This window comes from Amycolatopsis thailandensis (assembly GCF_002234405.1).
Classification (GTDB): Bacteria; Actinomycetota; Actinomycetes; order Mycobacteriales; family Pseudonocardiaceae; genus Amycolatopsis; species Amycolatopsis thailandensis.
This window is the reverse complement of the sequence record NZ_NMQT01000055.1, coordinates 95,205-108,124: the sequence shown is the minus strand read 5'-3', so window position 1 is coordinate 108,124 and position 12,920 is coordinate 95,205. Positions and strand designations below refer to the sequence as shown.

Here is a 12,920-nt window from a genome sequence, read left to right as displayed (position 1 = left end):
GTCCACCTGGTGGGAGCCGCTAAGCTGTTTCCATGCGCGTACTCGTCGTCGACAACTACGACAGTTTTGTCTACAACCTGGTCCAGTACCTGGCCCAGCTCGGCGCCGACTGCACCGTCTGGCGCAACGACGTGGTGGACATCGACAAGCTCGGCGAGTTCGACGCGGTCCTCGTCTCTCCCGGCCCCGGAACCCCGGAACGCGCTGGTCAGAGCATGGACGTCATCCGCAAATGCGCCGACGAGCGCATCCCGATGCTCGGAGTCTGCCTCGGCCACCAGGCCCTCGGTGTCGTCTTCGGTGCCACCGTCGACCGCGCCCCCGAACTGCTGCACGGCAAGACCAGTCAAGTCCACCATTCGGGCGATGGGGTCCTCGCCGGACTCCCCGGTGAATTCACCGCCACGCGGTACCACTCGCTGACCGTTTTGCCGGAAACCATCGACGACGCCGTGTTCGAGATCACAGGCCGCACCGAGTCCGGTGTCGTGATGGGCATGCGCCACCGCGAGCTGCCGCTCGAAGGCGTCCAGTTCCACCCCGAGTCCGTGCTCACCCAGGGCGGGCACCGGATGCTGGCGAACTGGATGGCTTCGGCCGGGCACCCGGTCCCCGACGCCACGGTCAACGAACTCGAACAGGCCACCCGCGCGCTCCAGAAGGCCGCTGCTGCGTGACCTCGCTGATCCGGCTCGAAGGAGTCGGTAAGCGCTACGGGCGCGGCGAACCCGTGCTCGTCGAAGTCGACCTCGACGTCCCCGCCGGGCGCGTGATCGGCGTCCTCGGCTCGAATGGCTCGGGGAAGTCGACACTGCTCAGGATCCTCGCGGCACTTTCCCGCGAGACCTCGGGAACCGTCGTCGGCACCCCGAGGGTCGGCTACCTGCCGGACCGTTTCCCGGCGGGTCAGCGGATGAGCGCCAGGGCGTACCTGCGGCACATGGCCCGCATCGACGGACATGTCGACTTGTCGGCCATCGATCCGTTGCTGGACAGGCTGGCGCTGGTCGGCGGCCCGGACGCGCCCCTTCGGACCCTCTCGAAGGGCAACGCCCAGAAGGTCGGCCTCGCCCAGGCCGTCCTGGCCGGGCCGGAACTGCTGATCCTCGACGAACCCTGGTCCGGCCTCGACGTCGAAGCCCACACGGTGCTCGGCGAACTCGTCGCCGAGACCAAGGAACGCGGCGCGAGCGTCGTCTTCACCGACCACCGCGCGGCCGCCGTGCACGCCCACGCCGACGACGTCTACCGGATGGACGCCGGCCTCCTGACCCGCGTCGAAACGGCCGCGAAAACCGAAAGCGCGACAAGGATCGTCCTCGACGGGCCCGGCGGCGACTGGTCGGCGGAGCCCGGCGTCAGCGAGGCCGTGACCGACGGCGAAAAAGTCGTCCTGACGGTCGAAGCCGGGCACACGGACGCCGTCCTGCTGCGCGCGCTCAACCGCGGCTTCTCGGTCCGGGAGGTGGCGCCGTGCTCGCCATGACCCGCTACTACCTCGCGCTGCTCGGCCATTCCCAGCGCTACCTCCCCGCGATCCTCGCCTACATCGCGGTCAACACCGTGCTCTACACGGATCCGAAGTCGCCGTTGCTGCCGCAGTACGGGATCAGCGCGGGCTCGCTCCTGGTGGTCTCGTGCTGGCTGACGATCGCGATGCTCGACGTCGAGGACCCGGTCCAGCGGCTGGTGACCTTCAGCCACGCCCGGCGCTGGCGATCGGTCCTCGGCGGCGCCGCGTCGGCCGTCTTCGGCTGCGCCGCCGTGCTGGTCCTCGTCACGGTGCTCTGGTCAGGCCTCCGGACCGGCGGCTTCACGATCGGCACCTTCGCGCTGGGGGCGGCGGCGCACATGGTGTGCGCGCTGTTCGGGATCGCCATCGGCCTGCCCTGCTCCCGGTTGCTGATCCCGCGCGTCGGCTGGTCGGTGCTGGCCGCGATCTTCGCCCTCGCGGCCGTGCTGCTGGTGAAATGGCTGCCGCTGGCCAACCCGCTGCTGCGCGCCCTGACTTCGCAACAACCCTTGCTCGGCCCGTTCACGGTGGCCGTGGTGGCGGCGGTCGCCGCCTTGCTCGTGAGCACGACGGCCGTCGGATTCCTGCTGCGCCGCAACGCCTGATGCCGCGTCTCATCGTGCTCAACGGCCCGCCCGCCTGCGGAAAGTCGACGCTCGCCCGGCTCTACGCCGAAAACCACCCGCTGACGTTGAACCTCGACATCGACCGGATCCGCGGCCTGCTCGGCGCCTGGCGCGACGACGCCGCGAAGGCCGGCGTGCTCGCCCGCGAGCTCGCCATGAGCGCCGCGCGGACCCACGTGCTCCGGCGGTTCGCCGAACGCACGCGCGCGGCTGCCGAGCCCGAACACGTCGAAGCACACGAGATGCTGGGCGGTCCAGGCCAGCTGGCGGCGATGTACGACCGTCTCGTGGAACTCGTCTCAACGAGACCGAAAGCGGCCGTGGTGCGGACCCGCGACGGTCTGGTCAGGCAGGCGTACGAAGGGCTTCTCGAACAGCTGGCATGAAAAAGGGCCCGCACGAAACCGTGCGGGGCCCTTCGCTCAACCGTCGATCACGGAGGCGGGATGATCCCGCCGCGCGAACTCGACGACGTCGGTGAGTCGTCGTCTTCCACGATGAACAGCGTGATCGGCGCGTTCTTCGCGACCTTCGCACCGGCCTGCGGGTTGGTCTTGCTGATCTTGCCCGCCAGATCCCGGTCACCGTTCTTGTCGGCCTGGGTGTTCGGAGTACCGCTCCAGCCCAACTGCTGCAGCTGCCGGAACGCCTGCTCCTCCGTCATGCCCTTCAGGTTCGGCATGTCGAAGGTCTCCTGGCTGCCGTCCGAAACCGTCACCGTGACCACGCTGCCGACCGCGAGCTTGCCGCCGTTCGGGGACTGGTCGATGACGGTGTCCTTGGGCTCGCTGGAGCTGGCGGTCTTGAACGACGGGGTGAACCCTGCCGCCCGCAGCCCGGCGTCGGCCTCGGACTTCGTCTTGCCCTTGTAGTTCGTGACCGTCTTCAGTTCCTTGGACTTGGCGACCGTGATGTCGACCTTGGAACCCTGGTCGACCTCGGCCTGCGCCGCCGGGTTCTGGCTCAGGACCTTGCCGGCCTCGTTCGGGTCGTTGGTCTCTTCCTCGGTGGTCGCACCGAGCTTCAGCCCCGCCTCGGTCAGCGCCGCCAAGGCCTCGGCCGAGGTCTTGCCCTTGAGATCCGGCGCCTTGACCTTCTGCGGCTTGGAGCCGACGGTCAGCGTGATCTTGTCCGTGGTCGGCGTGACCTGCCCCTCCTTCGGGCTGATCGCGATGACCTTGTCGATGTCGTTCTCGTCGCAGGCGGGCAGACCGTTGACGGCCTCCCCGGTGCAGGGAACCTTCTTGGTCTGCTCGAACGAGTTGAACCCCGCGCCCCGGAGCGTGTCCTTCGCCGTGGCCTCGGACTGACCCATGACCGACGGGATCGCCTTGCTCTCGGCGCTGGTGCCGCCGAAGGCGTTCGACAGCCACATGATCAGCAGCACGATGGCCGCCAGCGACACCACGAGACCGGCGATCAGCCAGGCGCGGCGCTTCTTCTTCGCGGCCGGGTCTTCTTCGTCTTCCTCGTACTGGTCGTAGCGCGGCGGAACCCGGCGGTCGGAGTCCATGACCTGGGTGCGCTCGTCCTCCGACATCACCATCGGCGCGGACGGCCGCTGGCCGGACAGCGTGCGGACCAGGTCCGAACGCATCTCCGCCGACGACTGGTACCGGTTCGCCGGGCCCTTCGCGAGCGCCTTGAGCACGACGGCGTCGAGCTCGGGCGCCACGGCCGGGTTCACCGACGACGGCGGGTTCGGGTCCTCCCGCACGTGCTGGTACGCCACCGCCACGGGGGAGTCGCCGGTGAAGGGCGGCTCCCCGGTGATGAGTTCGTACAGCACGCAACCGGCCGCGTAGACGTCCGAACGCGCGTCGACCGACTCACCGCGCGCCTGCTCCGGCGAGAGGTACTGCGCCGTGCCGATCACCGCGGCGGTCTGCGTCATCGCGGACTGCCCGTCGTGCATAGCGCGCGCGATGCCGAAGTCCATCACCTTGACGGCGCCGTTCTTCGTGATCATCACGTTCGCCGGCTTGACGTCGCGGTGCACGATGCCGTGCCGGTGCGAGAAGTCCAGCGCCGCGCAGACGTCGGCCATGACCTCCATCGCCCGCTTCTGCGACATCGGGCCTTCGGTCTTCACGATGTCCCGCAGAGTCCGTCCTTCGACGTACTCCATGACGATGTAGGGCAGCGGGCCGAACTCGGTGTTCGTCTCGCCGGTGTCGTAGACGGCGACGATCGCCGGGTGGTTCAGTGCCGCCGCGTTCTGTGCCTCGCGACGGAAACGTTCTTGGAACTGGGGATCCCGCGCCAGGTCGGCACGCAGGATCTTGATCGCCACCTCCCGGCCCAGGCGCACGTCGTGGCCGTGATGGACCTCGGACATGCCTCCGTAGCCGAGCGTTTCGCCCAGCTCGTAGCGGTTGCTGAGCAGTCTTGGTGTGCTCATCTCTGCGTGCCGTTCCATTCCGTCCAAGGTTTGCTGCTCATCATTCCTGGATTCGCCTGCCCGGCAGACTCCTCGGTGCCGCCCTCCGTCGGCGCCGCGGGGTACGCGGACGTCGGCGTAGGACCTACAGGCTTCTTACCCGGAGCCGGTACCTGTTCACTCGTTTCCACGCCGCCCGACTGCTGTCCGTTGCCCGAACCGACCAGTCTCACGATGAGGAAGGCTCCTGCCACCAGTACTGCGATCAGGATCACCGCGAGCAGCACCCACCAGCCCCAGTGCGGCCGTCTGCCGGGCAGACGACGGACCGCCATCGGGGGCGGGCCGGTGACCGGGTGCATCGCCGGATGCGACGCGGGTCCGATCGCCACCATCGGGTTCGGCGGCGAGTGCGGGCCGGGCGGCACCTGCTGCGGCAGCACCGGCTGACCCGCGGAGTAGGCCACGTTGACCAGCCCCGACGGCGTCGGCAGCGGCAGGCCCGCGCGGACCGCCGCCACCGCGGCCGCGAACTCGCCGCCGCTGTTGTACCGCTGTCTCGGATCCTTGATCAGGGTCGCCTCGATGACCGCGCGGGCGCCCGGCGGCACGTCCGGCGGCAACGGCGGCGGGAGATCGCGGATGTGCATCATCGCGACCGTCACCGCGTTCTCCGAAAGGAACGGCCGGTGCCCGGTGAGGCATTCGTAGCCGCACACGGCCAGCGAGTAGACGTCGCTCGCCGGTTCGGCGTTGTGCCCGAGCGCCTGCTCCGGAGCGATGTAGTGGGCGGTGCCCATGACCATTCCGGACCTGGTCACCGGGGCGGCGTCGGCGGCCTTCGCGACCCCGAAGTCGGTGATCTTCACCTGCCCGGCCGGGGTCACCATGATGTTGCCCGGTTTGACGTCGCGGTGCACGAGGCCGGTTTCGTGCGCGGCCTGCAACGCGTTGCCCGCCTGTTCCAGGATGTCCAGGGTGCGCTCGGCGTTCAGCCGCCCCTCGCGGGTGATGATCGCGGCCAGCGGATCGCCTTCGACCAGCTCCATCACCAGATACGCGATCGACAGCTCGTCCGCGACCGTCTCGCCGTAGTCGTGCACGGCGGCGATACCGGGATGGTTGAGCGACGCCGTCATCCGCGCCTCTGTCCGGAACCGGTGCAGGAACTCCGCGTCGCCGGACAGCTCCGCCTTCAGGATCTTGACCGCGACCGTCCGGTCCAGCCGCGTGTCGCTGGCCTGCCAGACCTCGCCCATCCCGCCGACGGCGATCCGGTTCGTCAGCTTGTACCGGTCGGCCAGCAGCTGACCCGAGGACAGCATCCGCTATCCACCCCCGAGCATGGCGTTGACGGCGGCGCGGCCGATCTCCGCGGCCACGGTGCCACCGGTCGCTTCGAGCCCGCGGTTGCCACCGGACTCGACGACCACCGCGACGGCGATCTTCGGGTCCATCGCCGGCGCGAACCCGGTGTACCAGGCGTGCGGCGGGGTGTTCTTCGGGTCGTTGCCGTGCTCGGCGGTGCCGGTCTTGGAGGCGATCTGGATGTCGCCGCGCTTGCCGGCGCCCTTCGTGTTCTCCTCCGACGCGAGCATCATGTCGCGCAGGATCGCGGCGTTCGCGCTGGACATGGCGGCGTCGCCGGTCAGTTCGCTCGGTTTGTAGTCCTCGATGGTCGACAGGTTCGGCGCCAGCAGCGACTGCACGAGCTGCGGCTTCATCGCCATCCCGTTGTTCGCGACGGTCGCCGAAAGCAGGGCGTCCTGCATCGGGGTCAGGCGCACGTCGCGCTGCCCGATGGCGCTCTGGAACAGGGCCGCCTTCGAGTCCAGCGGGCCGAGGGTGGACGCGGCGACCCGCATCGGCACGGTCAGATCCTCGCCGACACCGAAGTTCTTCGCGGTCGCGTTCAGCTTGTCCTTGCCGAGTTCACCCGCGAGTTCGGCGAACGGCACGTTGCAGGAGTACCGCAGCGCTTCCTTCAGCGTGCTGCCCTTGCAGGCCGCGCCGCCGTAGTTCTCCAGCGTCGTCTGGGTGCCGGGGAGCTTGACGTTCGGCGCGGTGTTGACCGGCATGTCCGCCGTCTTGCCGTCTTCGAGCGCGGCCGCGGTCACCAGCAGCTTGGCCGTCGAACCCGGCGGGTAGCTTTCCGAGATCGCGCGGTTCAGCATCGGCTTCTTCGGATCGTCGCGCCACTGCCCCCACGCCGCGATCTGCTCCTTGCCGACGTGCGAGGCGAGCTTGTTCGGGTCGTACGACGGCGTCGAGACCATGGCCAGGATGCGCCCGGTCTTCGGCTCGAGCGCGACCACCGAACCGGTGTAGCCCTTCTGCGTCATCAGGTCGTACGCGGCCTTCTGCACGGCCGGGTTGATCGTCAGCCGCACGTTCCCGCCGCGCGGGTCGCGGCCGGTGACCATGTCCGACAGGCGCCGCACGAACAGCCGCGGGTCGGAACCGTTGAGGACGTCGTCCTCGGACCGCTCCAGGCCGCCCGAGCCGTAGTTGATCGAGTAGTAGCCGGTGACCGGCGCGTACATCGGGCCGTCGACGTAGGTCCGGATGAACTTGTACTTGTCGTTCGACGGGTCGACCTTCGCGAGCGCGGAGCCGTCGGGGGTGACGATCAGGCCGCGCTGACGGGAGTACTCCTCGTAGAGCACCCGCAGGTTGCGCGAATCCGTGCGGTAGTCGTCGGCCTTGACCACCTGGATGTAGGTGGCGTTGGCCAGCAGGAGCACCACCATGACGAGCATGGCGACGCCGACCTTGCGGAGCGGGGTGTTCACGACGTGCTCCCCTCACCGTTCGCGGACGGCCGCTGGACCATCACCGTGTGCGCTTCGGCGAGCGGCGCCTGGGGCTGCTGCGGCTTCGGCCGCACCGCGGGTTTGCGGGCGGCGTCGGAGATTCGGAGCAGAAGGGCCACCAGGATGTAGTTCGCGAGCAGTGAAGAACCACCGCGGGAGAGGAACGGGGCGGTGATCCCGGTGTTCGGGATCAGGTTCGTGACGCCGCCGACGACGACGAAGATCTGCATGACCAGGGCGAACGACAGGCCGCCGCCGAGGAGTTTGCCGAAGGTGTCGCGGACCGCGAGGGCGCTGCGCATCCCGCGCATCGCCAGGATCAGGTACAGCATCAGCATCGCGGCGAGGCCGATGAAGCCGAGTTCCTCGCCGATCGCGGTGGTGATGAAGTCCGTCTTGGCCTCGGGGACCATGTCCGGCCGTCCGGCGCCGAGGCCGGTGCCGCCGACCCCGCCGGTGCCGAGCCCGAACAGACCCTGCGCGACCTGATAGCCGCCGCCGGCGTCGTCGTAGGTGGCGAGCGGGTCGATCCAGTTCCGGACGCGCTGCTGGACGTGCGTGAACAGGTTGTAGGCGATGATGGCGCCCGCGGCGAAGAAGCCGACGCCCAGCACCACCCAGATGACCCGTTCGGTCGCGACGTACAGCATCACCAGCGTGACGCCGAAGAACAGCAGCGACGTCCCGAGGTCCTTCTCGAACACCAGCACGCCGAGGCAGGCGGCCGCCGCGATCAGGATCGGGCCGAGGTCACGGGCACGCGGAAGTTCGACGCCGGCGATCTTCTTGCCCGCGACCATGAACAGGTCCCGCTTCGTCACCAGGAACGAGGCGAAGAAGATCATCAGCAGGATCTTCGCGAACTCACCCGGCTGGATCGAGAAGAACGGCAGCTTGATCCAGACCTTCGCGCCGTTGACCTCGGAAAGGCTCGACGGCAGCACCGCGGGCAGCGCGAGCGCCACGATGCCGACCAGACCGCAGATGTAGCCGTAGCGGGTCAGCGTGCGGTGGTCGCTGATCACGATCAGCACCACCACGAACAGCACGAGCGAGATCGCCGTGAACAGCACCTGCTTGGTGACGTCCGGCGTGTACTCCTTGCCTTGCTGGACCGCGCGTTCCGCGAGCGCCAGGTCGATCCGGTGGATCATCACCAGGCCGAGCCCGTTCAGCAGCGCGACACACGGCAGGATCACCGGGTCCGCGTACGGCGCCCAGCGGCGGACGGCCAGATGCGCGGCCGTCAGCACCCCGAGGTAGGACAGTCCCAGCCAGATGATCGAGCTGGTGAGCTCCTGCTCCTGGTTCGCCTCCACCAGCACGAGCGCGACGGTGACGATGAACGTCGCGAAGGCCAGGAGGACGAGCTCCGTCCCGCGCCGCTTGGGCAGCTCGCGCGGAGGGTTCGTGGCGAACTGGGCCGAAGCCGGATCGGCGAGCGGCGTGCTCATCAGTTACCGCCTCCCGGTGCTGCCGGTTCCGGCGTCGAGCAGTCCCTCCCCGCTGGCTGGTTCGCCGAACTCGGCGAGGCGGGGGTAGAAGGGGGAGCCGCCGACGACGACACCGGAGGCGACGACGCGGAAGGCGGCGTGGAAGTCGAGCTGGTGTTCGGCTTGCAGTCGGCCAGCTGCTTGTGCGGCCGCAGGAAGTCGTCGATGTACTTGCGGGCGTCGTCGAGGTTGTCCTTCTTGACGCCGTTCTTCACCGCGATGCGCGCGTCCTCCTGGAGGGCGGGCACCAGCAGCTTGTCGGTGCACAGCCCGCCCGGCGGGCACGAGCCCTGCTCGTAGGCGTGCAGGTCGATGCCGAGGATGCTGCCCGGGACGCCGCGGTAGATCACGACCTCCTCGCCGGGGCCCTCGCCGACGTAGTACTGGCTCAGCACGAAATACCGCGTGGCGATCGCCGCCGCGGCCAGCACGATCAGGACGACCACCGCTCCCGCCAGCCAGCGAAATCGCCTCCGGCGCTTGACCTTGGGGTCCTCCTGTTGGGGCTGGACCTCGGGCCGCGGCTGCGGCGCGGGCTGGGTCAGCGCGCGGGCGCGGGCGGCGGGGGAGTCGCCCTGGTGGAACTCGTCACTGCCGTCACCGGCGGCGCCGCCCACTATGGGCGCGTCCTCGCCGAAGTCGACGTCGACGACGTCGGCGATGATCACCGTGACGTTGTCCGTGCCGCCGCCCTTGAGCGCCAGCTCGATCATCCGGTCGGCGCAGGCCTGCGGATCCGGGATCTGGATCGCCTCGGACAGCGTCTCGTCGCTGACCATGCCGGACAGGCCGTCCGAGCAGATCAGGTACCGGTCGCCGGCGCGGGCCTCGCGCACTGTCAGGCTCGGCTCGACCTCGTGCCCGGTGAGCGCCTTCAGCAGCAGCGACCGCTGCGGGTGCACCGCGGCCTCTTCCGGCGTGATCCGGCCTTGTTCGAGAAGTTCGTTGACGAAGCTGTCGTCCCGCGTGATCTGCGAGAACTGCCCGCCGCGCATCAGATACGCGCGCGAGTCGCCGACGTGCACGACACCCATCCGCGAACCGGCGAACAGCACGGCGGTCAGGGTCGTGCCCATCCCGTCGAGGTCCGGGTCCTGCTGGACGAGTTCGGCGATCGCCGCGTTGCCGTTCTGGACGGCTTCCCGCAGCTGCGCCAGGAGATCGTCGCTGGGGTCGTCGTCGTCGAGCGGGGCGAGGGAGGCGATGACGACCTTGCTGGCCACCTCACCCGCGGCGTGACCGCCCATGCCGTCGGCGAGGGCGAGCAGGCGGGGACCGGCGTACACGGAGTCCTGGTTGCTGGAACGCACCAGGCCCCGGTCGCTGCGAGCCGCGTAGCGGAGGACGAGAGTCATGGGCGAAGCTCGATCACCGTTTTGCCGATCCTGATGGGGACTCCGAGCGGGACCCGGAGGGGTGCCGTGACCTTAGCCCGGTCAAGGTACGTCCCGTTCGTCGAGCCCAGATCTTCCACGTACCAATCCTCCCCGCGCAGGGCGATCCGGGCGTGCCGGGTCGACGCGTAGTCGTCGTCCAGCACCAGGGTCGAGTCGTCGGCGCGGCCGATCAGGATCGGCCTGCCGTCCAAGGCGATCCTGGTGCCCGCCAGCGCACCATGGGTCACGAGCAGCTGCTGAGGCGACTTCCCGCCACGCGGCTTCTTGTTTTCCTTCTTCTTGCGACCGAACGTCGGGACGGCGACTCGCAGCCCGGAGGCCGCGTACAGATCCGAACGGACGACACGCAACGCGGCGAACACGAAGAGCCAGAGCAGCACGAGAAAGCCCACCCTGGTGAGTTGAACGACCAGCTCTGGCACTTGTTGTGTCCGCTCCCGTTTCTCCTGTACGCCGCGGAGAGCGCGTGCCGTCCGGGATGGTCGGCTCCGAACGGCCTTGCTCTCCGCAGCCGACCTGAGGTGCCGATCCACCACAGGCCCGCACCGCAATTCTGCGATACCCCCTCCGGACCCCGCCGGTCAGCCCTGCGTACGGAACACGAGAGACGAGTGGCCCACGCGGATCACGTCCCCGTCCGCCAGCTGCCAGGTCTGCACCGGGGTGCCGTTGACGGTCGTGCCGTTCGTCGAACCGATGTCCGCGAGCGTCGCGCTCTGGCCGTCCCAGGTGATCTCCAGATGACGGCGCGAGACGCCCGTGTCCGGGAGCCGGAAGTCGGCGTCCTGGCCACGGCCCACGACGTTCCCGCCCTGCTTCAGCGAGTACGAGCGGTTCGAACCGTCGTCCAGCTGGAGGCTCGCGGAGAGCTGACGGCCGGCCGCGGGCTGGCCGCCGTAGCCGCCACCCTGCGCGTACGGGTCCGCGGCGGGCTGGCCGTACTGCTGCTGGCCACCGCCGTACTGGTCGTAGCCACCCTGCTGCTGCTGGCCGCCGTACTGGTCATAGCCGGGCTGCTGGGCGCCGCCACCGTAACCCTGGTCGTAGCCGCCTTGTTGCTGCTGGCCGCCGTACTGGTCGTACCCGGGCTGCTGGGCGCCGCCGCCGTAACCCTGGTCGTAACCACCCTGCTGCTGACCGCCGTACTGGTCATAGCCGGGCTGCTGGGCGCCGCCGCCATAGCCCTGGTCGTAGCCGCCTTGTTGCTGGCCGCCGTACTGGTCGTAGCCGGGCTGCTGGCCACCGCCGTAACCCTGGTCGTAGCCGCCCTGCTGCTGGCCGCCATAACCCTGGTCGTACCCGGGCTGCTGCTGGCCAGCCTGCTGTCCGTAGCCGTACTGGCCCTGCTGCTGGCCGTACGGGTCACCCTGGTCGTATTGGCCGTAGCCGGGGGGCTGGCTCATTGCTGGGTCTCCTGCGTTGCTGGGTCGTGCCGACCGTGACGATCCCTCGACGCCGTGGGGCTTGACGTCGGGATCGACGGACGAACGGGTCTTGAACTGTCCAGTATGCAGCGCCTCGTTGCGCTCGAGCGAAACTACGACGTCACCATAGGTGTCCCAACCGTGCTCGGCGAGGTGTTCCTTGACCGCCTCCGCCAACACCGACGTGACCCGACGTTCGTCTCCGGCCATGCGCTCGTGATCAGCCTGCCCCAACGACACGATGTAGTGGTTGGGAGCGAGCTGTCGACCACCGGCCAGCTCACGAACGTTCTCCTCGCTCTCGCGCTCAAGCGCCACCGCCACTTCCTGCGTGACGACGTTGCCACCGAACATGCGCGCGAAGGTATTGCCCACGAGGTTCTCGAGCCGCCTATCAAAGCGCTCTACGCGGCCCACCGGGCAACCTCCTCACACGTGTGCTTCCCCGTCGATCCTATCCGGGTACGGCCAGTCGGACACGGCCCCCGGTGAAACCCGTCAAAACCGCCTGCTACGCTTTGCGAGCTGTCAGAGAACGAAGCACTCGGGCGAGTGGCGGAATGGCAGACGCGCACGGTTCAGGTCCGTGTGTCCGAAAGGACGTGAGGGTTCAACTCCCTCCTCGCCCACTCTTGGTTGAGGCCCCCGTCGCTAGCGCGACGGGGGCCTCTTTCGTGTGGTCGTCGGTCGTCAGTACCCGGGGGGCCGAGCCCCCCCCGGACCTCCACGGTGCGTTAGGGCGGCGGTTGGCAAGTGGGTAAGGGCTGAAGGGGACTTTCGCCTCATTAGATGCAGCGAAAGGGCCCTTCACCTCATGTGATGCGGTGAAGGGCCCTTTCGGCTCGTCGTGTGTGGGTCAGTTCACGCCGATCAGGTCGACCACGAAGATCAGGGTCTCGTTCGGCTTGATGACACCGCCGGCGCCGCGTTCGCCGTAGGCCAGATGCGGCGGGATGACCAGCTGACGGCGACCGCCGACCTTCATCCCCGCGACACCCTGGTCCCAGCCGGGGATGACCTGACCCTTGCCGAGGCCGAAGCGCAGCGGCTCACCGCGGTCCCACGACGCGTCGAACTGGTCACCGGTCGAGTGCGAGACGCCGACGTAGTGCACCGAGACGGTGTCGCCGACCTTCGCCTCCTGGCCGTCCCCGACGGAGATGTCGGTCTTCACCAGGTCGGCGGGCGCTGCGCCCTCCGGGCGGTCGATCTGGGGCTTCTCCAAAGACATGGTGACAAGCTACCTGTGCAGGTCCGGGGTCCGCAGGACGAGT

At 68.8% G+C, this 12,920-nt stretch carries 12 protein-coding genes and 1 tRNA gene; 5 read left to right on the top strand and 8 right to left on the bottom strand.

The genetic code is table 11. The annotated features are described in order from the left end of the window. The first annotated feature begins 32 nt into the window (after positions 1–32). From CFP71_RS16010 to CFP71_RS15995, 4 genes are read left to right on the top strand one after another with little or no spacing between them, the layout of a single operon-like run. Positions 33–677 (top strand): aminodeoxychorismate/anthranilate synthase component II, encoded by a 645-nt coding sequence (locus CFP71_RS16010; protein ID WP_093934643.1) that lies wholly within the window; start codon positions 33–35, stop codon positions 675–677. Next, complete coding sequence (locus CFP71_RS16005; RefSeq protein ID WP_093934642.1) at positions 674–1,486, top strand: ATP-binding cassette domain-containing protein; 813 nt, start codon at positions 674–676, stop codon at positions 1,484–1,486. The genes CFP71_RS16010 and CFP71_RS16005 overlap by 4 nt, the downstream gene beginning before the upstream one ends. Further along, positions 1,474–2,118, top strand: a complete 645-nt coding sequence (locus tag CFP71_RS16000; RefSeq protein WP_093934641.1) for a hypothetical protein — start codon at positions 1,474–1,476, stop codon at positions 2,116–2,118. Before CFP71_RS16005 ends, CFP71_RS16000 begins: the two co-directional genes overlap by 13 nt. Further along, positions 2,118–2,525, top strand: coding sequence for a P-loop NTPase family protein (locus tag CFP71_RS15995; protein WP_093934640.1), 408 nt, complete (start codon positions 2,118–2,120; stop codon positions 2,523–2,525). Before CFP71_RS16000 ends, CFP71_RS15995 begins: the two co-directional genes overlap by 1 nt. A 47-nt stretch (positions 2,526–2,572) precedes the next feature. On the opposite strand, the gene pknB is transcribed toward CFP71_RS15995, so the two are convergent. The 7 genes from pknB to CFP71_RS15960 form a co-directional block, all read right to left on the bottom strand. After that, entirely contained in the window at positions 2,573–4,540 is a 1,968-nt protein-coding gene (gene pknB / locus CFP71_RS15990; protein WP_093934639.1) for a Stk1 family PASTA domain-containing Ser/Thr kinase, read from the bottom strand. Then, positions 4,537–5,844: a protein kinase domain-containing protein gene (locus CFP71_RS15985; RefSeq protein WP_093934638.1), complete on the bottom strand. Its 1,308-nt coding sequence runs from the start codon at positions 5,842–5,844 to the stop codon at positions 4,537–4,539. Before CFP71_RS15985 ends, pknB begins: the two co-directional genes overlap by 4 nt. 3 nt (positions 5,845–5,847) lie before the next feature. Beyond that, positions 5,848–7,311, bottom strand: a complete 1,464-nt coding sequence (locus CFP71_RS15980; protein ID WP_093934637.1) for a peptidoglycan D,D-transpeptidase FtsI family protein — start codon at positions 7,309–7,311, stop codon at positions 5,848–5,850. Then, a complete protein-coding gene (locus CFP71_RS15975; protein WP_093934636.1) occupies positions 7,308–8,786 on the bottom strand; it encodes an FtsW/RodA/SpoVE family cell cycle protein in 1,479 nt (492 codons plus the stop codon). Before CFP71_RS15975 ends, CFP71_RS15980 begins: the two co-directional genes overlap by 4 nt. Beyond that, positions 8,786–10,180 (bottom strand): PP2C family protein-serine/threonine phosphatase, encoded by a 1,395-nt coding sequence (locus tag CFP71_RS15970; protein WP_093934635.1) that lies wholly within the window; start codon positions 10,178–10,180, stop codon positions 8,786–8,788. The genes CFP71_RS15975 and CFP71_RS15970 overlap by 1 nt, the downstream gene beginning before the upstream one ends. Next, entirely contained in the window at positions 10,177–10,644 is a 468-nt protein-coding gene (locus tag CFP71_RS15965; RefSeq protein ID WP_007030429.1) for an FHA domain-containing protein FhaB/FipA, read from the bottom strand. The genes CFP71_RS15970 and CFP71_RS15965 overlap by 4 nt, the downstream gene beginning before the upstream one ends. A gap of 159 nt (positions 10,645–10,803) precedes the next feature. Then, entirely contained in the window at positions 10,804–12,063 is a 1,260-nt protein-coding gene (locus tag CFP71_RS15960) for a DUF3662 and FHA domain-containing protein (RefSeq protein ID WP_093934634.1), read from the bottom strand. A gap of 129 nt (positions 12,064–12,192) precedes the next feature. Here CFP71_RS15960 and CFP71_RS15955 point away from each other — a divergent pair. Beyond that, positions 12,193–12,275, top strand: a tRNA-Leu gene (locus CFP71_RS15955). A gap of 227 nt (positions 12,276–12,502) precedes the next feature. Here CFP71_RS15955 and CFP71_RS15950 read toward each other — a convergent pair. Continuing rightward, entirely contained in the window at positions 12,503–12,877 is a 375-nt protein-coding gene (locus CFP71_RS15950; RefSeq protein WP_093934633.1) for an FKBP-type peptidyl-prolyl cis-trans isomerase, read from the bottom strand. Between the last annotated feature and the right edge of the window lie 43 nt (positions 12,878–12,920).